General features: G+C 29.6%; 26 protein-coding genes. 23 read left to right on the top strand and 3 right to left on the bottom strand.

Going from position 1 to position 23,204, the window contains the following annotated elements; genetic code table 11:
- Positions 1–900: 900 nt before the first annotated feature.
- The 11 genes from pepT (at position 901) to frr (ending at position 10,394) form a co-directional block, all read left to right on the top strand.
- Positions 901–2,142 (top strand): peptidase T, encoded by a 1,242-nt coding sequence (gene pepT, locus HMPREF1552_RS06115; protein ID WP_021744250.1) that lies wholly within the window; start codon positions 901–903, stop codon positions 2,140–2,142.
- Between the two features lie 3 nt (positions 2,143–2,145).
- Entirely contained in the window at positions 2,146–2,868 is a 723-nt protein-coding gene (locus HMPREF1552_RS06110; protein WP_021744249.1) for a tetratricopeptide repeat protein, read from the top strand.
- Between the two features lie 14 nt (positions 2,869–2,882).
- Positions 2,883–3,014, top strand: coding sequence for a hypothetical protein (locus tag HMPREF1552_RS12905; RefSeq protein WP_021744248.1), 132 nt, complete (start codon positions 2,883–2,885; stop codon positions 3,012–3,014).
- A 108-nt stretch (positions 3,015–3,122) separates the two neighbouring features.
- Positions 3,123–3,881, top strand: coding sequence for an SDR family NAD(P)-dependent oxidoreductase (locus tag HMPREF1552_RS06105; RefSeq protein ID WP_021744247.1), 759 nt, complete (start codon positions 3,123–3,125; stop codon positions 3,879–3,881).
- A gap of 179 nt (positions 3,882–4,060) precedes the next feature.
- Entirely contained in the window at positions 4,061–5,536 is a 1,476-nt protein-coding gene (gene guaB, locus HMPREF1552_RS06100; RefSeq protein ID WP_021744246.1) for an IMP dehydrogenase, read from the top strand.
- A gap of 52 nt (positions 5,537–5,588) precedes the next feature.
- Positions 5,589–6,176: a hypothetical protein gene (locus HMPREF1552_RS06095; protein ID WP_039901303.1), complete on the top strand. Its 588-nt coding sequence runs from the start codon at positions 5,589–5,591 to the stop codon at positions 6,174–6,176.
- Between the two features lie 214 nt (positions 6,177–6,390).
- A complete protein-coding gene (gene rpsB / locus HMPREF1552_RS06090; RefSeq protein ID WP_021744243.1) occupies positions 6,391–7,176 on the top strand; it encodes a 30S ribosomal protein S2 in 786 nt (261 codons plus the stop codon).
- A gap of 146 nt (positions 7,177–7,322) precedes the next feature.
- A complete protein-coding gene (locus tag HMPREF1552_RS06085) occupies positions 7,323–8,018 on the top strand; it encodes a lipopolysaccharide assembly protein LapB (RefSeq protein ID WP_021744242.1) in 696 nt (231 codons plus the stop codon).
- Between the two features lie 68 nt (positions 8,019–8,086).
- A complete protein-coding gene (gene tsf / locus HMPREF1552_RS06080; protein ID WP_021744241.1) occupies positions 8,087–8,971 on the top strand; it encodes a translation elongation factor Ts in 885 nt (294 codons plus the stop codon).
- Positions 8,972–9,043: 72 nt separating this feature from the next.
- Positions 9,044–9,769, top strand: a complete 726-nt coding sequence (gene pyrH / locus HMPREF1552_RS06075) for a UMP kinase (RefSeq protein WP_021744240.1) — start codon at positions 9,044–9,046, stop codon at positions 9,767–9,769.
- 67 nt (positions 9,770–9,836) lie between these two features.
- The gene (gene frr / locus HMPREF1552_RS06070; protein WP_021744239.1) at positions 9,837–10,394 is read left to right on the top strand and encodes a ribosome recycling factor; all 558 of its coding nucleotides are present in this window, start codon (positions 9,837–9,839) and stop codon (positions 10,392–10,394) included.
- A gap of 131 nt (positions 10,395–10,525) precedes the next feature.
- Here frr and HMPREF1552_RS06065 read toward each other — a convergent pair whose 3' ends face one another.
- The 3 genes from HMPREF1552_RS06065 to HMPREF1552_RS06055 form a co-directional block, all read right to left on the bottom strand.
- Complete coding sequence (locus tag HMPREF1552_RS06065; RefSeq protein ID WP_021744238.1) at positions 10,526–11,188, bottom strand: HAD family phosphatase; 663 nt, start codon at positions 11,186–11,188, stop codon at positions 10,526–10,528.
- Positions 11,189–11,263: 75 nt separating this feature from the next.
- Positions 11,264–12,271, bottom strand: a complete 1,008-nt coding sequence (fni, locus tag HMPREF1552_RS06060; protein WP_039901302.1) for a type 2 isopentenyl-diphosphate Delta-isomerase — start codon at positions 12,269–12,271, stop codon at positions 11,264–11,266.
- Between the two features lie 329 nt (positions 12,272–12,600).
- Positions 12,601–13,647 (bottom strand): phosphomevalonate kinase, encoded by a 1,047-nt coding sequence (locus tag HMPREF1552_RS06055; RefSeq protein WP_039901301.1) that lies wholly within the window; start codon positions 13,645–13,647, stop codon positions 12,601–12,603.
- Between the two features lie 388 nt (positions 13,648–14,035).
- Between HMPREF1552_RS06055 and HMPREF1552_RS06050 the strand changes: the two genes are divergently transcribed.
- The 12 genes from HMPREF1552_RS06050 (at position 14,036) to HMPREF1552_RS05995 (ending at position 23,132) form a co-directional block, all read left to right on the top strand.
- On the top strand, positions 14,036–15,211 hold the full coding sequence (locus HMPREF1552_RS06050; protein ID WP_021744235.1) for a chorismate mutase: 1,176 nt from the start codon (positions 14,036–14,038) through the stop codon (positions 15,209–15,211).
- Between the two features lie 58 nt (positions 15,212–15,269).
- Positions 15,270–15,986, top strand: coding sequence for a pseudouridine synthase (locus HMPREF1552_RS06045; protein WP_021744234.1), 717 nt, complete (start codon positions 15,270–15,272; stop codon positions 15,984–15,986).
- A gap of 25 nt (positions 15,987–16,011) precedes the next feature.
- Positions 16,012–16,827, top strand: a complete 816-nt coding sequence (locus HMPREF1552_RS06040; protein ID WP_039901300.1) for a shikimate dehydrogenase — start codon at positions 16,012–16,014, stop codon at positions 16,825–16,827.
- 29 nt (positions 16,828–16,856) lie between these two features.
- Positions 16,857–17,675, top strand: coding sequence for a hypothetical protein (locus HMPREF1552_RS06035; protein ID WP_021744232.1), 819 nt, complete (start codon positions 16,857–16,859; stop codon positions 17,673–17,675).
- A 140-nt stretch (positions 17,676–17,815) separates the two neighbouring features.
- Complete coding sequence (locus HMPREF1552_RS06030) at positions 17,816–18,613, top strand: hypothetical protein (protein WP_039901299.1); 798 nt, start codon at positions 17,816–17,818, stop codon at positions 18,611–18,613.
- A 15-nt stretch (positions 18,614–18,628) separates the two neighbouring features.
- Positions 18,629–18,817 (top strand): DUF4250 domain-containing protein, encoded by a 189-nt coding sequence (locus HMPREF1552_RS06025; RefSeq protein ID WP_021744230.1) that lies wholly within the window; start codon positions 18,629–18,631, stop codon positions 18,815–18,817.
- 48 nt (positions 18,818–18,865) lie between these two features.
- Positions 18,866–19,363, top strand: coding sequence for a shikimate kinase (locus tag HMPREF1552_RS06020; protein WP_021744229.1), 498 nt, complete (start codon positions 18,866–18,868; stop codon positions 19,361–19,363).
- A gap of 22 nt (positions 19,364–19,385) precedes the next feature.
- Entirely contained in the window at positions 19,386–19,823 is a 438-nt protein-coding gene (gene aroQ, locus HMPREF1552_RS06015) for a type II 3-dehydroquinate dehydratase (RefSeq protein ID WP_039901309.1), read from the top strand.
- 36 nt (positions 19,824–19,859) lie between these two features.
- Positions 19,860–20,294: a HutP family protein gene (locus HMPREF1552_RS06010; protein ID WP_021744227.1), complete on the top strand. Its 435-nt coding sequence runs from the start codon at positions 19,860–19,862 to the stop codon at positions 20,292–20,294.
- 19 nt (positions 20,295–20,313) lie between these two features.
- A complete protein-coding gene (locus HMPREF1552_RS06005; protein ID WP_039901298.1) occupies positions 20,314–20,985 on the top strand; it encodes an HAD family phosphatase in 672 nt (223 codons plus the stop codon).
- A 235-nt stretch (positions 20,986–21,220) separates the two neighbouring features.
- On the top strand, positions 21,221–22,519 hold the full coding sequence (locus HMPREF1552_RS06000) for an adenylosuccinate synthase (RefSeq protein ID WP_021744225.1): 1,299 nt from the start codon (positions 21,221–21,223) through the stop codon (positions 22,517–22,519).
- Between the two features lie 175 nt (positions 22,520–22,694).
- A complete protein-coding gene (locus HMPREF1552_RS05995; protein WP_039901297.1) occupies positions 22,695–23,132 on the top strand; it encodes a rhodanese-like domain-containing protein in 438 nt (145 codons plus the stop codon).
- The last annotated feature ends 72 nt before the right edge of the window (positions 23,133–23,204 follow it).

Here is a 23,204-nt window from a genome sequence, read left to right as displayed (position 1 = left end):
TTTTTTGAAATATTCCCAAATTTTATTTGGGAAATTAGCCTAAACATTTATTATTTGGATAAACCTAAATTACTACGAAAACGAAACTCGCTAACACTCACTTTCGCAAATAAAGATTAGAGCAGCTCTATAAAATATATTTACTATGAAGGTTCTGGCGAAAGAAATACATAAATGTGTTTAGTCGTTTTCGTTCCAAAAAAATCACGACATTCTATACTAAATTATATAGATTATTATATTTAAATTCTAGGCTTTTGTATTTAGAAAATATTAAATAAGCAAAATTTCGTTAAAGTAAAAATAACTAAATACGAAGGTATTTCTTTCGCCATAATTTTTATAATGATAAAACTTATTTATGTTAAAATAACTCTTGTTTGTGAAAGTGAGCGTAGTTTTACGAAGCGAGTTCTATTTTTTCTTTATAAGAAAGTTTTGCGTAAGCGGGGTAGTTCGTAGAACGTTTCGCCAGTATCTCTAAGTAGCAGTCAGTTAAAGATGTTAAAATAACTGTTATTGCGAAAGAGGGCATGGCGTCTGATGCCCTTACGTTAAAAAAACATATAAATGAAATAAGAAAAAACATTTATTAATCATAATATTTATAAATAAAATTACAAAAATCTTTAAGATAGATACTTAATGATTAAATTTAACTAAAGGATATTTTATAGTTACATAGGTTGTATAATAGAAAAAATGACTTTGATTTCATAACTTTTTTTGATTTTTAATCTTTAAATAGGAAATAGTATTAATAAAAATATTGTTCTATATCTATATAGTTTATATTTTTTATAAAATTATTTATAAATTATTTGATTAGCATTGAAAAAAACTGTAAAAAATTGTAAAATAGGTTATAATTATAAAATATGGAGAAAGTAGGGAAAATAAATGGATTTGAACAAATATGAAACATTAAAGGATAGATTTTTGAAATATGTAAAGATTGAAACTAGATCGGATGAGAAAAGTGAGAGTATTCCATCAACACCAGCACAGCTTGAATTTGCTAAAATGCTTGTAAAAGAGCTGGAAGAAATTGGGATGGAAGATGTGTATGTGAATGAAAATTGTTTTGTTAATGCAACTTTGAAAAGTAATGTTGATAAAGATGTAAAAACTATTGGATTTATTGCACATATGGATACTGCTGATTTTAATGCAGTTAATGTAAATCCACAGATTGCGGAAAACTATGATGGGAAAGATATTATTTTGAATAAGGAACAAAATATTGTTCTATCTGCCGATGAATTTCCAAATTTAAAGGAATATGTGGGAAAAACTGTAATTACTACTGATGGAACAACTCTTTTAGGGGCTGACGACAAGGCTGGAGTTGTGGAAATTATTGAGGCTATGAAATATTTGATTAACCATCCAGAAATTAAGCATGGGACAGTAAAAATAGCGTTTGGGCCTGATGAGGAAATTGGGCGTGGAGCAGACAACTTTAATGTAGATGAATTTGGAGCGGATTTTGCTTATACAATGGATGGCGGACCAGTGGGAGAACTTGAATACGAAAGTTTTAATGCAGCTGGGGCTGTATTTAAAATAAAAGGTAAAAGTGTTCATCCGGGAACAGCCAAAGGAAAAATGATAAATGCAAGTTTAATAGCTGCAGAAATTATAAACAGTTTCCCAGCAGATGAAGTGCCTGAAAAAACAGAAGGATACGAAGGGTTTTATTTTCTTGAAAAAATCTGTGCGAATTGTGAGGATGCTGAATTATCATATATTTTAAGAGACCACGACAGACAGAAGTTTGAAGAAAAAAAGAAATTTACTGAAAATGTTGCCAAAAAAATTAATGAAAAATATAAAAAGGAATTAGTAACAGTTGAAATAAAAGACCAATACTACAATATGGGAGAAATTATAAAAGATCACATGGAAATCGTAGAAATAGCCAAAAAAGCAATGGAAAACCTTGAAATAAAACCAATAATCAAGCCAATCCGTGGAGGAACAGACGGCTCAAAAATCTCATTCATGGGACTTCCAACACCAAATATTTTTGCAGGCGGAGAAAATTTCCATGGGAAATATGAATTTGTGGCACTTGAGAGTATGATTCTAGCAACTGATGTAATTGTAGAGATTGTAAGATTGAATGCTGAAGGAGAGTAAGAAATGCGAAAGGCGGCATTAAAAACTTATCTGTATGAAATAATTTTTATATTAATTTATAAATTAAGCATGGACATATTTTTGAGAATGTCTTATTTTGTATATTTTTTATTATGGATATTGTCAGTAATAATAATGATATATTTGTTTCCGTATTCAATAATATTTTTGATAGGAATTCATTATTTATTTGTTAAATTAGATCCTGAAAAATATATTTTAATAGTAGAAAAAACGTATAAAATTTTTAAAATTAATATTATGAAAGATTTTAACAGAATTAATTTATCAGTTTGTTATTGGTTGCTAAACGAGAAAGAAAAAGCGTTAAAGTATTTAAATGAAATAAAAATAACTAGATTAACGTTGCCAATAATAAAATATTGTTACTATAGAAATTTAATGGAATATAAATATTTTATGGGAGAAAAAGAGGAAGCAAGAAAAATATTTGATGAAAATTTTAGGAAAAGTGGAGAAAAACTTGTGATAGGGATTATGTTGGATTATGAAAATAATCCGCAACAGAAAATTATTGAATTGGAAAAGCTATTGAAAGGGAAAAGAAAATTATACCAAATAGAGATAAAGTTCAATTTAGCTAAAACATATGAAGAAATTGGAAATTTTGAAAAAGCAAAAGAGTTATATAAAGAAGTGGCTGAAAAAGGTAATAAACTTTATATGGGGAAAATTGCACAGGAGAAAATTTTGGAACTGAGTTGAGAAGGAGTAAAAAAATGAAAAAGTTTTTATTGATTAGTTTTATTTTAAGCAGTATTTATGGATTTTCGACAAAGGTAAATACATCGAAAAATAATACTTCGGTAACTAAAAATATTGGTAAAATGACTATATTAAAGATGCTGTAAGTGAAAATGATATAAAAAATTGAAGAGATAGCTAAAGAAAAAGGGACAATTTACAACTTGTAGAGCAACTAACGAGATTTAAAATATAAAATGAAAGGCGTGATTTAAATGTTTGATTTAGCTGGGGAAGTTGCTCTTGTTACAGGTGGAGCAAAAGGTATTGGAAAAGGAATTGCAAAGGCTTTGAAACAGGCAAGAGCAAAAGTGATTATAGGAGATATTGACAAAAAAAGAGGGAAAGAAGTTGCAAATGAGATAGAAGTTGAATTTCGTCATTTTGATGTTACAAATAAAGATTTGGTAGATTATACAATTCAAAGTATTTACGAAGAATATGGAAAACTTAGTATACTTTGTTCAAATGCAGGTATTTTTCCTAGAACAAATATTGAAAATATAACGGAAGAAGAATGGGATAAGGTACAGAATGTAAATATGAAAGGGAGTTTTTTTGTAACACAAGCAACATTAAAATATATGAAAAAACAAAGTTATGGACGAGTAATACTGACTTCTTCAATTACAGGACCTATTACAGGACTTTCAGGATGGGCACATTACGGAGCGAGCAAATCCGCTCAACTTGGATTTATGCGTAGTGCAGCATTAGAATATGCAAAATATGGAATTACAGTAAACGCAATTCAGCCAGGAAATATATTAAGTGATGGACTTTTAAACATGGAAAATTCTAAAAATTATACAAAATATATAAGAGAAATAATACCGTTGTATACTTTGGGAAAACCGGAAGATATAGGGTATACAGCGGTTTTCTTAGCAAGCCGTGAAGCTGGATTTATTACAGGACAGACAATAGTTGTGGATGGTGGACAAGTGCTTTTAGAAACTCCTATAAATGTTTAGAATTTAGTATGACATAAAAAAACTTTTGAAAAAAGTATTGAAATTACGGTTTATTTCGTGCTAAAATAATATAATTTAAAAAAGAAATATTATATAAAAAGAGTTTTTATAAAATTTCTCTTAATTTACTAAATTTGCAGGATAAAAAATAAAAAAATAGAATAAGGAGGATATTTAAAATGAGTCAAAAAGACAAAATTGTAATTTCTGAAGGATTAACTTTTGATGATGTACTATTAATTCCACAAGCATCGGATGTGGTACCGCATGAAGTATCATTAAAAACGAATTTAACTAAAAAATTGGTACTAAATATACCAATACTAAGTGCCGCAATGGACACTGTTACAGAATCAAAACTTGCAATTGCACTTGCAAGAGAAGGTGGAATTGGATTTATTCATAAAAATATGACAATTGAAAGACAGGCTGAAGAGGTATCAAAAGTAAAAAGATACGAAAGCGGTATGATTACAAATCCGATTACATTAAAGGAAGACGCTATTTTAAAAGATGCAAATGACTTAATGAAAAATTATAAAGTTTCAGGACTTCCTGTAGTTGATAACGACGGTAATTTAAAGGGAATTATTACTAATCGTGACTTGAAATATAGAGAAGATTTATCATTAAAAGTTGTAGATATTATGACAAAAGATAACTTGGTAACTGCACCTGTTGGAACAACTCTTGAAGGTGCAAAATCTATTCTTCTGGAAAATAGAATAGAAAAATTACCAATAGTTGAAGGTACTAAATTAAAAGGTTTAATTACAATTAAAGATATTGACAATGTTATAAATTATCCTAATGCTGCAAAAGATGAACATGGTAGACTTAGAGTGGGAGCAGGAGTTGGAGTTGGAACTGATACAGTAAGAAGAGTTGCAGCTCTAGTAGAAGCTGGAGTTGATATTATTGCTGTTGATTCGGCACACGGACATTCAAAAGGAGTTATTAATAAAATAAAGGAAATTAGAGAGGCTTTCCCTGATTTAGACATAATTGGAGGAAATATCGTAACTCCAGAGGCAGCGCTTGACTTGATAGAAGCAGGAGTAAATGCAGTGAAAGTAGGAGTTGGACCAGGTTCAATCTGTACAACTAGAGTTGTTTCAGGAGTTGGAGTACCACAAATTTCGGCTGTAATGAATATTGCGGAAGTTTGTAAGGATAAAGGAATCGGACTTATTGCCGATGGTGGAATAAAATTATCTGGAGATGTTGTAAAAGCTATTGCGGCTGGAGCGGACTGTGTTATGCTAGGAGGAATGCTTGCAGGAACTGATGAAGCGCCAGGAGAAGAAATTTTGTATAATGGAAGAAAATTTAAGACTTATGCAGGGATGGGTTCACTTGCGGCTATGAAGAGAGGAAGCAGCGACAGATATTTTCAGCTTGAAGCAGCAACAGAGAAATTAGTTCCAGAAGGAATTGAATCAATGGTTCCATATAAAGGTGCGTTAAAGGATACAGTTTACCAAATTTGTGGTGGACTTCGTTCTGGAATGGGATATTGTGGAACTGGTACAATTAAGGAATTAAAAGAAAATGGAAAATTTGTAAAAATAACAGGAGCAGGACTGAAGGAAAGCCATCCACACGATGTTATTATTACAAAGGAAGCGCCAAACTACAATAATTCAAATAACTAGAAGATATCTAAAAAATTTAAAAATTGAATTATGAATTAATGAAAGGATGAGAATGAATAAAGTAAAAAAAGTAGCACTTTTATTTGCATTGGTAATGGGAATAAGCGTCTTTTCGTATTCCTATGAGGACTATTATCAAAAAGTTTATACTATAAAAATTTCTAAAGATGATATATTTAGGGTAACGAATGCAACAAATAGCCAGCAGAAAAAATTATCAAAAATATTTGATGAATATCAGAAAAAAGCTGAAAGTATAGAAAAAACTCTTGTACAATTTGATGGGAAAAAGGAAAAGCTTGGTAAAATCGAGCAGGAAAGATATAGAGCTATTGCAAAAGTTCTGACAAATGAACAGTTTGAAGCCTATAATTCTTATATAAATTCGCAAAAGTCATCATTTATCGAAAAAAATGATAAAGTTAAAAACTTTATTGACAGTATGAATTTATCAAATGAGCAGAAATCACGTATATTGAAATATGAAAGAGATTTTAAACGTGAAGTTGAAAAATTAAAAGAGCAAAGACTGGCAAAAGATACATTTATTTCAAAATATCGTGAATTAAAACAGGAAAGAAACGAAAAAATGAGAACAGTCTTGCTGGATGATCAAGTAAAAATGATAGAAAATTTTTAAAGTATTGACAAAAGTTATAAAAAAATGTTAAAATACAACGATTAATCACACTTTGTACTGTTTAGAGATAGGGTGTTGCAATTTTATAGTTTATTTTTTAAAAGTTTTTTATTTGCAAAAATTAAGAAATTGATTAAAATAAAAAATAGAAATTACAATCTGTCTTTTAAAGAAAAGTGGGAGAAAAACCAAAAAAATTAGGAGGAAAAACGTAATGGCAGTAATTACAATGAAACAATTATTAGAAGTAGGAGCACATTTTGGACATCAGGCAAAAAGATGGAACCCTAAAATGAAACCTTACATTTTTACAGAAAGAAACGGAATCCACATTTTGGATTTACACCAAACTTTAGGAGCAACTGAAGCAGCTTACGAATTTGTAAGACAAATCTCTGAAGAAGGTGGAAAAGTATTATTCGTAGGAACTAAAAAACAAGCTCAGGAAGCAGTTAAGGAAGAAGCTGAAAGAGCTGGAGGATTCTATGTAAACCATAGATGGCTAGGTGGACTTTTAACTAACTTGGAAACAATCAAAAAAAGAGTGAAAAGATTAAAAGAACTTGAAGAAATGGATGCAGACGGAACTTTAGACGAAGCATACACTAAAAAAGAAGCTGGATTACTAAGAAAAGAAATGGCAAAACTTTCTAAAAATATTGGTGGAATTAAAGATATGAACACTTTACCAGCAGCATTGTTCGTAGTTGATATCAAAAAAGAATTCTTAGCATTAGAAGAAGCTAAAAAATTAGGAATCCCTGTAATCGCATTAATCGATACAAATGTAGATCCTGATTTAGTAACTTACAAAATCCCAGCAAATGATGATGCAATAAGATCAGTAAAATTATTTGCACAAGTTATTGCAAATGCTGCAATTGAAGGAAATGGTGGAATTGAAAATGTTGTTGAAGGAGCAGAAGTAGAAGTTCCTACAAATGAGGAAATTATTGAAGAAGTGGTAGAAGAAGTTACCGAAGAAACTACAGAAGCATAATTTGAAATACAATCTAAAAAATCAAATAAAAAAAATAGGGGAATAAAACCATTCCCCTGTTCTTGTAAAATAGCAATTAAAAAAATAAGAAAATAGACTCATACTTCTATTAGCTGAACTAAAATAAAAAGAAATGGTGAGAAATTATGAAAAAAATTTTAATCGGATTATTTTTGGTAGCAAGTTTAAGCATTTTGGGTGCAAAGAGCCAGAAAAAAACTGCGAGCACTTCAAATTATAAGACAAATGTAAATAACCAATATTTTGCAGTAGATGGAAGCCTTATGAATATGTATTCAAAAGAAAAAACTGAATTTAAAAATAAATATATTGCTTTATCTGAAAAGAATGATAAGAAAAATCTAATTGCATTACTAAAAGAATATGTTAAAAAATATCCAAATGATGCTTACGCTTATGAGGAAATAGGAACTGATTATGATATATTAGGTAATCAAAAAGAGGCAGAGAAGTATTATTTAAAGGCAATTGAATTAGGAGATAACGACACAGGCGTGTACTCACTGTTTTTATTATACAGTGACGAAGATTCTTTAAAATCATTAAATTTGACCGCTAAAGAGAAAAACGAAAAAAAGAACATAGTAGACAAATATGAAAAGCAACTAACAGATGCTGGTTTTACGCACGAGAAACTTAAAGAACTTAGAGAGCACAAACAAATGGCATTAGTTGGTAATGCTTATTCAATATACCGATTAGCAATCCGTTATTATGGTACTAAAAATTATAAGATGGCAGAAAAATATGCGAAGGACTTTTTAGAATTTGATAACGAAAATCCAGAAATTTTAAATATGCTAAAAAATGTTTCAAAATAATTTTTTGAATGATAAATTAATCATTAAGTAAAATAAATAAAAAATTAAAAATATAGGAGGGAAATAAAGTGGCAATTACAACAGCACTTATTAAAGAATTAAGAGAAAGAACAGGAGCAGGAATGCTTGACTGTAAAAAAGCTTTACAAGAAAATGACGGAGATATTGAAAAAGCAATTGACTGGTTAAGAGAAAAAGGGATTGCTAAGGCAGCTAAAAAATCTGGAAGAGTTGCAGCAGAAGGATTGGTATTTGCAGCGATTTCTGAAGATAGAAAAAAAGGTGCTATCTTGGAATTCAACTCTGAAACTGACTTCGTTGCTAAAAATGATGAATTTAAATCTTTTGGAGAAAAATTGGTAGGATTGACTTTAAGCCATGACTTGACAAGCGAAGATGAATTAAAAGCATTTGAACTTGAAGGAAAAACTGTTGAAACTCATTTGACAGAATTAATCGCTAAAATTGGTGAAAATATGAATATTAGAAGATTAAAAGTTGTTTCAACTGACGGATTTATCGAAACTTATATTCACTTAGGTGGAAAAATTGGTGTATTATTAAATGTTAATGGAGAAGCTACTCCTGAAAATATTGAAAAAGCAAAAGGTGTTGCAATGCACATTGCAGCAATGGATCCAAAATATTTAGATAAATCACAAGTTACAGCTGATGATTTGGAAAGAGAAAAAGAAATTGCAAGACATCAGTTAGAATCAGAAGGAAAACCAGCTAATATCATTGAAAAAATATTGGATGGAAAAATGAGAAAATTCTACGAAGAAAACTGCTTAGTACAACAAAAATATGTTAGAGATGACAGTGTTACTATCGAACAATTTATTGCCCCAAGTACAATAAATTCATTTGACAGATTTAAAGTTGGAGAAGGAATCGAAAAAGAAGAAGTAGATTTCGCTGCTGAAGTAGCTGCACAAATTTCTGGAAATTAATTATAAGGGGAATTATCCCCTTATTTTTTCGTAAATTTTTAAACGGAGGTTATTATAACCTATATAAAATTCATGGAGGCTCCTATAATGCTTAAATATAAAAGAATATTATTAAAACTAAGTGGAGAAGCACTTGCAGGGAACAAAGAATTTGGTTTTTCAAATGAAGTGCTTGAAAGTTTTGCAAAACAGATAAAGGATGTGCATGAAAAAGGTGTGCAAATTGCTATCGTTATTGGTGGTGGAAATATTTTTCGTGGAATAAGCGGAATGGAAAAAGGCTTTGACAGAGTGACTGGAGATACAATGGGAATGCTTGCAACAATCATGAATGGACTTGCACTGCAAAATTCAATTGAAAGCATAGGAGTACCAACAAGAGTTATGACAGCGCTTCAAATGCCGCAAGTAGCTGAGCTTTATATTAGACGTAAAGCAATAAGACATCTAGAAAAAGGAAGAGTCGTTATTTTTGCAGGTGGAACAAGCAATCCTTATTTTACTACAGATTCTTCGGGAGCATTGAGAGCTGTGGAAATTCAGGCAGATGTACTTGCAAAAGGTACAAAAGTTGATGGAATTTATGACAAAGATCCGATGAAGTTTGATGATGCTGTAAGATATGATACAGTAACATTTGACGAGGCTATTTCAAAAAATCTTGGAGTAATGGATACGGCAGCACTTTCATTATGTAGAGAAAATCAAATGCCAATTGTAGTATTTAACGCTTTGGAAGAAGGAAATATCTTGAAAATGGCACAAGGCGATAATATAGGAACAACTGTAAAAAAATAATTGATATAAAACAAAATAAGAAAATAAAAAACAAAATATTTTAATAAAAAATAAAAAGGTGGTAAGAATGTTAGATGCAATTTTAAAAGAAGCTGAAGAAAAAATGCAAAAATCTTTAGAAAACACAAAAGATAAATTTTCTCACGTAAGAGCAGGACGTGCGAGTGTTTCCATGCTTGATGGAGTCACAGTAGAAGCTTATGGTGCTCAAACTCCTCTTAATCAAGTTGGAACAGTTTCAGCTCCAGAAGCTAGATTATTAGTAATAGATCCTTGGGATAAAACATTAATCCCAGTAATTGAAAAAACTATTTTACAGGCAAACCTAGGATTTAATCCATCAAATGATGGTAAAGTTATTAGACTTGTTGTGCCAGAACTTACAGAAGATCGTAGAAAAGAATATGTAAAAATGGTAAAAAAAGAAGCTGAAGAAGGAAAAGTTGCAATCAGAAACGTAAGAAAAGACGTAAATAATAAACTTAGAAAACTTGAAAAAGACAGCGAAATTACAGAAGATGAACTAAAATCAAGCGAAGAAAAAGTACAAAAATCAACAGATAAATATATCGCACAAGTTGACGATGCTTTGAGTAAAAAAGAAAAAGAATTGTTAACAGTTTAATTTTTTGGATAAAATTTAGGAATGAAATAAAAATAGGGAATTATGTCTAGTTTTGATAGAATTAGAATAGTTCCCTTTTTATAGTTTTTATACTTTAATTAATACTTGAGATTTATCTTTATTTAAAAATATTATTTCCAAAATAATTTATCAAATAATGTTTTTCGAGGTGGCATTCCATCAAGTTTAATTCCATTCTTAATCCAGTATGTTTTTTTGGAAATATCATAAAGTGGCTTGTCTGCTAGACTGTCAGAATAAAATTTTATGATTTCATACTCAAAATTATTTTGCTTTGCCCATTCGTTCAATTTCTTTACTTTTTCATCACCTTTATTATTTTCTCCATCAATTTTGGCAATGAAAGTTTCCTTGTTATCGTTTACAAAATTTGTACCAAAGACTTTGTCATAGCCAAGTGATAATAAAAATTTTTCTATTAGAAATAATGGGCTAGCAGAAGACACGATAACCATTTCGCATTCTTTTTTGTTTTTTTCCAGTTCGCTTTTTATCCACGGATAAATTTTATGTTTTTTAGTTTCCCAGAAATCTGCGACTAATTTTTCAATTTCTTCTCTTGAATGGCTTTCTAAAAATTCAAAATATCTTTCTTTCAAAGTAGTTAGATTTATTATTTTTATTAGATAAAAAAGTAAATCCTTTGAATATTTTATCAAAAATAAAATAGATTTTAGTGGATATTTTTTTAAATAAAATGTGGAAAAATTAACACCAGTTTCTCCGTCGTAGATTGTCTTGTCAAAATCATAAACTATAATTTTTTTTTTCATTAATTAACTCTCTTTCTTTAATTATATTCATTTAAAATCAATTTTTGATATACAGTTAAGTTATCAGCAGATTTATTAAAATTTTTGCATAGAAAATTCCAATGTTTTTCCGTACAAAACATATTTTGTATTTTGTAATTCTTTAATATTTTTTGCATTTAAGGCACACATTATCATTTTGCATTCAGTTTTCCAGTTTTCCACAATTTTGATTATGTTTTCAACATCATATTTTACAGCTAATTCTAAAATCGTTCTGGAAAGACCGACAGCCTTTGCTCCTAAAACTAAGCATTTTATCATATCCAGGGGATTTCTTACACCCCCACTTGCGATAATTTCCACTTTGTCAGTATAATCTTTTAGATTTAAAAGGCAGGAAACAGTAGTTTGTCCCCAGTTATTTAGATAATCAAGGCTATTTTCACGTCGCATATTTTCAATAAAGGCAAAACTTGTGCCACCACGCCCGCTTATGTCAAAAGTCTTTATTCCCAGCCCAATTCCTTGTTTTATAGTATCTTCAATCATTCCAAATCCAACTTCTTTTAAAATAATTGGAATTTCTATATTTTGGACAAATTCTTTTAAATTGTTTTCCCATTCGTTAAAATTTCGGATGCCTTCTGGCATAATCAATTCCTGCATTAGATTTACATGAACTTGTAAAAATAATGGATTTAAATCCTTTATAGCGGCAATTCCAGCTGTATAATTTTTATCAATTCCAATATTTGTGGCAAGCTGTAAATCTGGATTTTCCTTTTTTACAATATTAAATGAATCATCATCAGAATTTTTTAGAGCGGCACTATACGAGCCTGTTACGAACAGCAAATTGCATTCATTTGCAACTTTTGCCAGTTTTTGATTAATCTTTTTCGCATTTTCGCTTCCGCCTGTAATTGCGTTAATAAAAAATGGAAATTCAAAATCATGGCTTGCAAAATGAGTTGATAAATCAATTTCATCCAGATTATATTTTGGAATGGAACTATGAATAAGTTCAACATCGTCAAAGCTGTTATATTCACTTTCATGTTCCAATGCATACTTGATATGATCATCTTTTCTATTTTTCATATTTCTCCTATTTTTATTTTTAATTAATATATCATATATTTTGATACATAAAGGAATTAGTGAATTGAATTCCATTTAAATAATGAAATTATTAAAAAACCTGATATTTCTAAATAATAAAAATATAATTTTAATAAATTGACGGAGCTTTTATTTGTTTAGCTGCGACTGTTTGACGACTGAAAGGAGGAGTTTCGAAGTTGGGCAAATAAAAGTCGGAGTCTAGCCATAGGTGCAGGATTTGCGGCAATGAGCAATCCTGCTAAAATAAATAAAGGAAAGATATTTATTTTAATGATATAAAGATAAATTTATAAAATTAACATTTTTTATAATTTTTCAACATACAGCAATTCAATCCCAAATTTTTCCCATCTATCAATAATAGTTTTTGTATCATTTTTATTAAAGGAAAGGGCAATTCCGCAATCTCCACCGCCAGCACCGCTACTTTTGGCACAAATATCCAGTTTTTGGGCAGAATTTACTAATTTTAATAATTTTTGGCTATAGATATTTTCATTTAAGTTTTGAAGTAATTTCCCATTTTTATTAATGCATTTTTTTATCATTGGCTTATCTCCATTTTTCATGGCAATTCTCAAATCTTGTACGATATTTTCTACATTTTTTAAAAAGTTTTCATCAATGGAACTTTTTACAATGTTTATTAAATTACTAGAAATAGCAGGTTCTTTTGTCCATCCAACTAAAAAATTACAATTTAAATTATTTTTGTTAAAGTGAAGTTCAGAAATTTCGTAATTCCAGTTAGTTTTTAGAACACTTTCCAGAGTTTCGTTTTTGATTAATTCACTAATTTTTTTTCTATCAAAGGATTTATAAAAAATTAAGCTTTCGTAGGAAATACAGGCTATATCGCCCATAGATCCGTTATCTCCACGTTTTAGCAGCACATAGGAAGACAGCTTGAAAAGTGTTTCCTTTGAAACTTTTAGATTGTATAGGCTTAAAATGGATTTTATTGTTAAAACAACAACACTTCCACTTGAGCCGATTCCTAGTTTTTTGTTATCTATTTCCATTTTTCCATTAATTTCCAGATTAAAAGGCTTGATTTCCAAGTTATTTAACTTTAGATACTCAGTCATAACGGATATTGTTTCACAGATGAGTGAATAATTTTTGTCAAAATTTTGTGAAGCTTTTTTATCGAAAGCCGTTTTTTCAAGAGTTATAGGATAATCAAACATATCTGAAAAAATTGTATATTTATCAGCAAAATTTATTTTTGAAGTCATAAAAAGGTTTATGTTTTTTATGATTGCACTTTGCCCAGCTGTTAGAATGGAATATTCTCCAGCAATATAGAGTTTTCCGCAGGTTTGGTTAGTTATTATTTTATTTTTTGACATTTTTTTCTCTTTCATATTTTTACAGGTTTAAGTAATTGAGTTTATTTTCTAGCTTTTATAAAGAGATTATATCATAAAAAATCAGTATAGTAAAACCATTTAACACACAGTAAATTTTAAATTATATTTATAAATTTTTCACGGAAGATTTCTTGCTTTTTTTTTCTGATTTTAGTATAATTTTAAGGAGTTAAATATATGACTTTGAAATTTTGTTAAATGGGAAATCCTAAGAAATAGATTACATTTTGGGAATAAAGTTGGAAGTTAGATTTGAAAGATCAGAAATATAAAATAATCTAATTTCTAATATACTCTAAAGAAAAATTAAAAAAGTTATGTTATAATAAAAACAAATTATTTCTTGTAGAAGAAAAAGGGAAGATGAATGGATATAAATAAAAATTTGGATTTGGAAGAAATTCGGGAAAAAATTGATAGATTGGATAGCCATCTGGTGAAACTACTGGAAGAAAGGCTACATATTGTGCAGGGAGTGGCACAGTTTAAAAAATTAACTGGAAAGAAGATTTTCGATGAAAAACGAGAAAAGGAAGTTATTCAGAAAAACTTAGAAAGAGTTAAAAATAAGGAACTGAATCACTATATTGAGTTGATTTTAAAGGACATTATGGATTCCAGTAAAGAATATCAGAAGTTTAAAATTGGTATTTCAACTAGATATGTAAATGATTTGAAATTGGAAAATAAAAAGCTGGGATATACGGGGGTACCTGGTTCCTATGCGTACGAAGTACTAATGAACTTGCTTAAGAATAATAAAAATTCAAATATTTATAATATCGAAGAGAATAAAAATATTTTTCATTTTAATTCACATAAAGATTTGGTAGAGGCTGTACATACTAATCAAATTGATATTGCAATATTGCCGATAGAAAATTCCATCGTTGGAGAAGTGCGGGATAGCATTGACTTGATAAATACAAAAAATATCCACATAATTGGAGAAGTCAGACATAAGATTTCACACAACTTGCTTGGTATAAAAGGAAGTAAAATGGAAGATATAAAAAACATTTATTCTCATGAACAGGCTTTTATGCAATGTTCAGAATTTCTATCAAAGCATGAGTGGCATCTTAATCGAATGACAAATACTGCAATTAGCGGAAAATACATCGCATCAAAAGGTAAAAAGGAAAATGCCTGTATTGCAAATATGAAAACAAAAGAAGTATACGACTTGGAATTGCTGAAGGAAAATATTAATAATGAAGAAGAAAACTATACAAGATTTTTTATCATTTCAAATGAGGATATTGTAATTGATGGAAGCGATAAAATAAGTATAGTAACGAGTGCAAATAATGAGTCAGGAGCATTAATTGGATTATTGCAGATTTTTTATAAATATGGTCTAAATATGGTAAATCTGAAGTCACGGCCAAGAGTAAGTAAACCTTGGGAATATTATTTTTATATTGATTTTGAAGGAAATATGTCTAGTGAGAAAGTAAAAATGGCACTTGAGGAAATGAGAGAAAAATCTAATTATTTACAAATTCTTGGAAATTATAAGCTGTATAATTTAGAAATATAAATAAATTTACATTTTAAAATTTTTGATTTTAGCCTAGTTTTAAAGGAGTTTGAGAATAATGAGACTGGATAAATTTTTGGCAAATTCGGGAATTGGAACACGAAAAGAAGTCAAGGATATTTTAAAAAATAAGAAAATTAGTGTTAATGATATTTTTGTAAAAGATGGAAAAATTCAGATTGATGAAGAAAAAGATATTGTAAAATATGAAGATAAAATTATTTATTATAAGCCATTTGTCTATATTATGATGAATAAGCCCGCTGGAGTAATTTCGGCAACGGAAGATAATCATCATAAAACAGTTATTGATTTGTTGAATAATGAATACAGAACTTATGACATTTTTCCAGTTGGACGGCTGGATATTGATACGGAAGGCTTGCTATTGCTTACAAATGATGGAGTTTTGTCACATAATTTACTTTCTCCTAAAAAACATGTAGATAAGAAATATTATGTAAAAATAGCAAATTCTCTTAGCGATGATGATATAAAAATGTTGGAAAATGGAATAAAATTGGAAGAAAATTTTGTAACAAAAAAGGCAAAAGTTGAAATAATTTGTAATAATTCTGAAAAAAATGAAAATTTGGCATATATAACAATTTCTGAAGGAAAGTTTCATCAAGTGAAGAGAATGTTTAAAGCTGTCAATAATGAAGTTCTTTATTTGAAGCGAGTAAAAATGGGAAGTCTTTTGCTGGATGAAAAATTGAAACTTGGAGAATATCGGGAATTGACAGAGGAAGAATTGAATAATTTGAAAGTTTAATTTGCAGAAAGAAGGAAACAATAAAATGGAAAAATTTGGATTATTAGGAGAAAAATTGGGACATAGCTATTCAAAGGAAATTCATGAAATTTTTTTTGAGCTGACTGGGAAAAAAGCAAGCTATAAGATGATTGAAAAGGAGATTGGTGAAATTGGGGAATTGATGGAAAGCATAAAAAATGGCGAATTTAATGGTATTAATGTTACAATTCCTTATAAGTTGGAAGTTATTAAATATTTGGATGAAGTATCAGAAACTGCTAAGAAGATTGGGGCAGTGAATACGATAACATGTCGAGATGGCAAGCTGATTGGAGACAACTCTGATTATTTTGGATTTTTGAAAACTTTGGAATTAAATGATATTGACGTAAAGGGTAAAAAAGTGCTTGTGCTTGGAACTGGAGGAGCTTCAAAGGCTATTTACAATGGGCTGATTGACAGTGGTGCCGAAAATGTTTTTCTTGCTACAATTATTGAAAATGACCCCTTTAATGTGAGGGCGCAAGACAGGTTAATTCATTATTCAGCGATTGCAGGGCTTAGGGATATTGAGCTTATTGTAAACTGTACTCCAGTTGGAATGTACCCTGCAGTTGATAACTGCCCGCTTGAAGAAAAAAACTTAATTAATACAAATGCAGTGGTGGATATTGTTTACAACCCGAAAGAAACAGTTCTTATGATAAAATATAAGTTAAAGGGAGTAAAAGTGGCAAATGGACTAGTAATGCTTATTTCACAGGCAATAAAATCTGAAGAAATTTGGCATAATGAAGAATATAACAAAGAAATTATAAAAGAAATTCATAAAAGATTAGAAAAAAAATTATACAAATAAAAACAAAGTTGAGAAGAAAGGAAAATTTAATGTTAAAAAAAATAATTATAGGAATACTCATTTTTTCAAGTATTGGTTTTGCACGAACAAATAAGGAGATTATTGATGCAGGCAATGAAAAGCAAAAAACAATCTTTGACAAACACTTTAATTCATCAGCAGGATCTGGAACTATTGCCAATGCCGCCTATTCAGAAACAATGTCAAGCTTGTATAGTGAAAATCGTTCATATTTTGATAGGGAATTTGCAAGGCTTTCTGGAAATAGAAAATCTAATTTTAGAACAATGTATGCATATTATAGTGATTATGTAGTGGAATATCCAAAATTTCTAAAAAATGCATTTGGGAGTTTTCTTGCAGAAGCAGGAGAGTTCCAATCATATTCTTATACTAATACTTACCTTGTGTTGGAAACATTTAACTTAAATATGAATACTTATCTTGAAGCTGAAAAAGATGCTAAAACTGTAGATGCAAATATTAATGCCATCTATGACTATTTATATAGTGTGGGCGATAAAATTTCAAAAGAGGATTACAAGAAAATGTCGTCGGCTCAAATGAAAACGCTTGTAAATGAGGAGTATGACAAGCTGGAAAGATTGCTGGACGTAAGAGGGAATGAAGGAAAGGAAAAGAAAAAAGCTGCAGCAGCAGCAAAGTCGAGTTTGAAAAAGCTTAGAAAATCTTATGGAAACTACGACAAATGGTTTGATGATTATATAGATATGTCTGCATTATCTTATGAGAATAAAGAAAAATTAAAAAAATTAGCAAAATTTGAAAATATTTCAAATATTAAATTTATAATTCAATCGATTAGTAAAAAATCTGAAAATAAATAGTAAAACAGATTTCAAAAAATAACTTAAAAATTACAAATATTTTATTTAAAATCTAAGTATGTTTAGTTGTATTATATTAATAAGACATTTAAGTTATTATAAAGCTAAAAATTAAAATTTAAAAGATGAGAGGAGTCAAAATGAGTGAAAAAAATATAAAAAGTAATGAAGAACTAGAAAATAAAAAAGAAGAAAAAAATACTACCAACAGTATAAAACATCTTGATCTTACAATTTATAATGAACTTGATGATTTTGCTTCGGAAGTAATGGATGGAGATAAATTTATAAAATATATAGGAGCAAGAAGAGAATATTTATTTAAAGCTGAAGAGACTATAAAAAAATATTTGGGTGAAGAGTTTTTGAATGAGAAAGAAGGACACGAAAGAATAGAAACTTTTTCAGATTTTTATTATCAATATATGATAAAATATTCAGATTGCTATCTTTATGAATTTATGGCAAAAGGTTACACTGACGGATTTAGGGAATTGCTTCAAAAAAAAGGTATAGATCCTGACAGTCTTAATGTAAATTGGGAAAATATCCGTTCTAAAGAGCTTGAGTATGATGAATCGCTTGTGGATATTTTATATTCAATTATAAATTATGATCTTGAACACCGTGGATACTCTATTTTTGGAATAAATATGGGATATGAATCAACATTGTATTTCATTGTTCCGCAAAAGACATTTTCAAGAATTGACAACGAGCCTGAATTATTTACTATTTTTGATATTGGATTTTTAGAAACAATCTATAACGAAATTTATGAAGTGGTAGGAAATCTTGGGGCTGAAAATGTTAGAATTGGAGATTTTCTAGAAAAACGAGGAAATGAGTATTATACTTTATTTGCTGACGCAAGTAAAAATGTCATAATTGAAAATATTGATGAAAATGATGAGTCAAAAGTGAAAATAATTTTGTAAAAAAGGGAGCAAAGAATGATAAATTTTGAAACTAAAGATACAATGCTGCTTTATAGTCTTGTAAATATGAAGTTGCGTGATGAATTTTTAGATTTAGATGATCTTGTAAATTATTATGGTGTTGATAAAAAGGAACTTTTAGATAGATTTTCAGATGCTGGATATGAATATGTGGAAGGGGAAAATCAATTTAAAAAAATATAATTTTAGAAAGTAAAAATTAAAAATTCTATGAAAAAAGGTAGATAATATATGAAAAATATAGTATTGATTGGGATGCCTGCCTGTGGAAAAAGTACAATCGGGTACTGGCTGTCAAAAAAAATTGATTATCCGCTTCTGGATGTGGATAGATATTTAGAAGAAAAGGAAAATAGGATTATTTCAGACATTTTTTCAAATGAAGGGGAAGAGTATTTTAGAGAGCTTGAAACAAAATATTTGAAGGAATTATCGGAAAAAGAGGGAATTATTATTTCGACAGGCGGTGGGGCTGTTAAAAAGAAAGAAAACATTGATATTTTGAAAGAAAACGGAATTGTTGTATTTCTTAATAGAACAATTGACGACATTTCGAGAGAAAACCATAGGAATAGACCTCTTTTACAGAATACTGATAATATTCAGAAACTGTATGATGAAAGAATAAAGCTGTATAGGCGGTATGCTGATATTATTATTAAAAATGATGATAATATAGATGTAATTGTCGACAGGATAATTACTGTATTAAAGGGGAAAATTTTATAAAAAGATGGATGGGAAAATAATAATGAAAAAAATATTAATTATAAACGGGCCTAATCTAAATTTTCTCGGAATCAGGGAAAAAGGTATTTATGGGAATGATGATTATAACAGCATTTGTAAATACATAAAAGAAAAATTTGAAAATGAAGATGTAAAAATCGAGATATTGCAGTCAAATTCTGAAGGAAAAATTATAGATTTTTTGCAGTCAGCATATTTTAATAAAGTTGATGGGATTGTAATAAATCCTGGAGCGTATACTCATTACAGCTATGCAATTATGGATGCGATAAAATCTGTATCTATTCCTGCTGTGGAGGTTCATTTGAGCAATATTCACGAAAGAGAGGAATTTAGAAAAATTTCTGTTACAGCTCCTGCCTGCATTGCCCAGATTTATGGTAAAGGTAAGGAAGGATATGTAGAAGCTGTGGAATTACTGATAAAGTACGAAAATTAAGTAAATAAAAATTATATCTTTAAGGAGATTCCAAAAATGGAAGAAAATAATAAAAGTGTCGAAATATGCAGAACAGCATTGAAAATGTCAATTTCTTCACGTGATGAGGAAAAAAAATTGATGCAGGATTACAAAAAAGCTGGTATAAAGACGGCCGCAGTAAATGTTGGTGGTGCAATGCCGCAATCACGTTTTAAATTTATAGAAAGCGCCTTAATGGCAGCCAAAAGAAATAATCTAATTCAAGACGTGCATGCTCACGATGGTGCGGTAATCGGTGCAATGCGGGAAGCAATGAGCCAAATTGAAGCAATTATAAACGGTCTTAGTGTCGGTGGAAAAATTGGACTGGCAAGAGAAGGGGAACATCTGGCTGTAGCAATATTTTTAAGTGTTGGAATATTACAATTTAATGAAGTGATAACTTCTGTTGCACATCGTTCAGTTTCAATACTTGAAAACGAAAAATAAAATTAAGGAAAGGCTTATTATGGGAAAGAAATTTTTTGATGAAATAGAACTATTTTTATTTGATATGGATGGATTATTGTTTGATACAGAAACTATTTATGTGGAATATGGACGTGAAGTTGCTAAAGAAAAAGGATACATAATAACAAATGACATTGTGGAAAAAACTACAGGTGTTACAAATGACAAAGCAAGAATATTGTTTAAGGAAGCATTGGGTGAGGAATTTCCGTATGATGAAATGATGGGAAAAGTTAAAAATTACATACTGGAAAAAGGACTAAAAGGCGAAGTTCCCCTAAAATTAGGAGCATTAGAATTGCTTGAATTTTTAAAGAAAAATAATAAACAGATGATTTTAGCTACTTCATCGGATTTACATCTGGCAGAGGCATTAACAGAAGGAAAAGGTATAAAAAAATATTTTTCCCATTTAGTGACAGCAGAAGATGTTGTTCACGGGAAACCTGATCCGGAAGTATTTCTAATAAGTGCAAAAAAAGCTGGGGTATCTCCTGAAAAAACAGTTGTATTTGAAGATTCGTTCAATGGAATAAGAGCGGCTCATGCAGCTGGGACATTTCCAATTATGGTGCCAGATAAGTTGAAACCAACAGAGGAAATTGAAAAATTGGTTTATAAAAAGTTTGATAGCTTAATGGAAGTGCTTGATTACTTTGAGGGGAAGTAAATTACTAAAAATAAAATAGAAATTGATTAATAGGAGTTATTTGTGACAAATAAGATAACTCCTATTTTTTTGTGAAAATTATTTTATTAAAAGATTTAAATCAATTGAAAAAAAATAGTAAATATAGTAAAATGAATAGTAAAAAGATAAAATTTTAGTAAGGTAAATTTTTTAGTTTTTATGGTTCAGTTTTTAAAAAAGTAAGAAAATTCTAAAAATTTAGGAGGAATGAAATATGGAAAATAATACTTTTGTAATTGTGGGAACGCAGTGGGGAGATGAAGGAAAAGGTAAAATTATTGACGTACTCTCTCCAAAAGCGGATTATGTAGTTAGGTTTCAAGGTGGTAACAATGCTGGACATACTGTCGTTGTAAATGATGAAAAATTTATTTTGCATTTATTGCCGTCTGGAATTATTAACTCGGCTGGAAAATGTATAATTGGAGCTGGAGTTGTTGTTGATATTGAAGTATTATTGACGGAAATTGATGAACTTGAAAAAAGAGGAAAAAAGCTGGATAATTTATTTATCGATGAAAGAGCACACATAATAATGCCTTACCATATCGAAATTGATAAGGCTAAGGAAGAAGCTATGGGTGAAAATAAAATTGGTACGACTCAAAGAGGAATAGGTCCTTGCTACATTGATAAAATCGCAAGAAATGGAATTAGAATTGGTGATTTACTAGATCCTGAAAGATTTAGGGATAAACTTACTTGGAACGTGAATGAAAAAAACGATATGCTGACTAGATACGGTAAAGGAACTTTTGATTTGGAAGAACTTTACGAAAAATTTATGAAACTTGCTGAAAAAATAAAATTTAGAATAATTGATGCGGTTGTAGAAATCAATGAAGGCATTGAAGATGGAAAAACAGTACTTTTTGAAGGAGCTCAAGCGTTAATGCTTGACATTGACTACGGAACTTACCCTTATGTAACTTCATCATCGCCAACATCTGGCGGAGTAACAGTCGGAACAGGAGTCGCTCCAACAAAAATCTCAAGAGTGCTAGGAGTTATGAAAGCCTACACAACAAGAGTGGGAGAAGGGCCTTTCCCAACAGAGTTAGAAAATGAAGACGGGGAAACTTTACGAAAAGTGGGACACGAATTTGGAGCAACAACAGGACGTCCAAGAAGATGTGGATGGCTCGACTTGGTAATAGCAAAATATGCAGTTCTGATTGACGGATTGACAGATATTGTGTTGACAAAACTAGATGTATTGACAGGATTTGAAAAAATAAAAGTGGCTGTAGGTTATGAAATTGACGGAAAAGTATATCATTCTTATCCTGGAAACTTGAGAAAATCCAAAGACTTGAAAATAATTTACGATGAATTAGATGGCTGGAAAGAAGATATTACGCAAATAAAAAATTATGAAGACTTGCCAGAAAATTGTAAAAAATATATTGAATACATTGAGAAAAAATTGAAATGTAAAATCTCCATGATTTCAGTAGGGCCTGAAAGAAGTCAGAATATTTATAGATATGATTTGGGAGAGTTTGTGAAGTAATTTTTGAAAGTTGGAGGAAATTATTTAAGAAATGAAGTAAATTAAAAAGATAAGATTTTAGAATTTAGAAAAAGACTTTTGGATAGAAATAAGAATTTTATAAAAGAAAAGCAAGATATTGAATTTGAGAAAAATTACAAAATAAAAAATTTGAATAATGAAATGGAGAGATAAAATGAAAATAAGAAAAATAATGTTGATGACAATGATAGGAGCATTTTCTGTGTTTGGATTTTCTTGTAGTAAAACAGGAAACGAAAAAAAGGATTTAACAATGTCAAAAGAAGCGAAAGCTGGGAAAAAAGCAGAATATAAAAAGATAACTTCAGATGAAGCTAAAAAGATGATGGAAACTCAAAAAGTTATAGTTGTAGATGTTAGAACTTTGGAAGAATATAACGAAGGGCATATTCCAAATGCGATTTCTGTTCCATTGGAAACTATTGAAAATGAAGCAGAAACAAAATTGAAAAATAAAGATGCTTTAATTCTAGTTTATTGCAGAAGTGGAAGACGAAGCAGGGAAGCAGCATTAAAATTGATTGAAAAAGGTTATACAAACGTGATTGATTTTGGTGGAATAAAAGATTGGAATGGGGAAGTTGTGAAATAATGCAAGCAGGAAAGAGAGCGTTATTGATGAACGATAAAATATAAAAAGATTATTTGAAAAAAGAAAGGAATG

Source organism: Leptotrichia sp. oral taxon 879 str. F0557, from assembly GCF_000469385.1.
Lineage (GTDB): Bacteria > Fusobacteriota > Fusobacteriia > Fusobacteriales > Leptotrichiaceae > Leptotrichia > Leptotrichia mesophila.
This window is presented reverse-complemented; position numbering and strand designations above follow the sequence as displayed.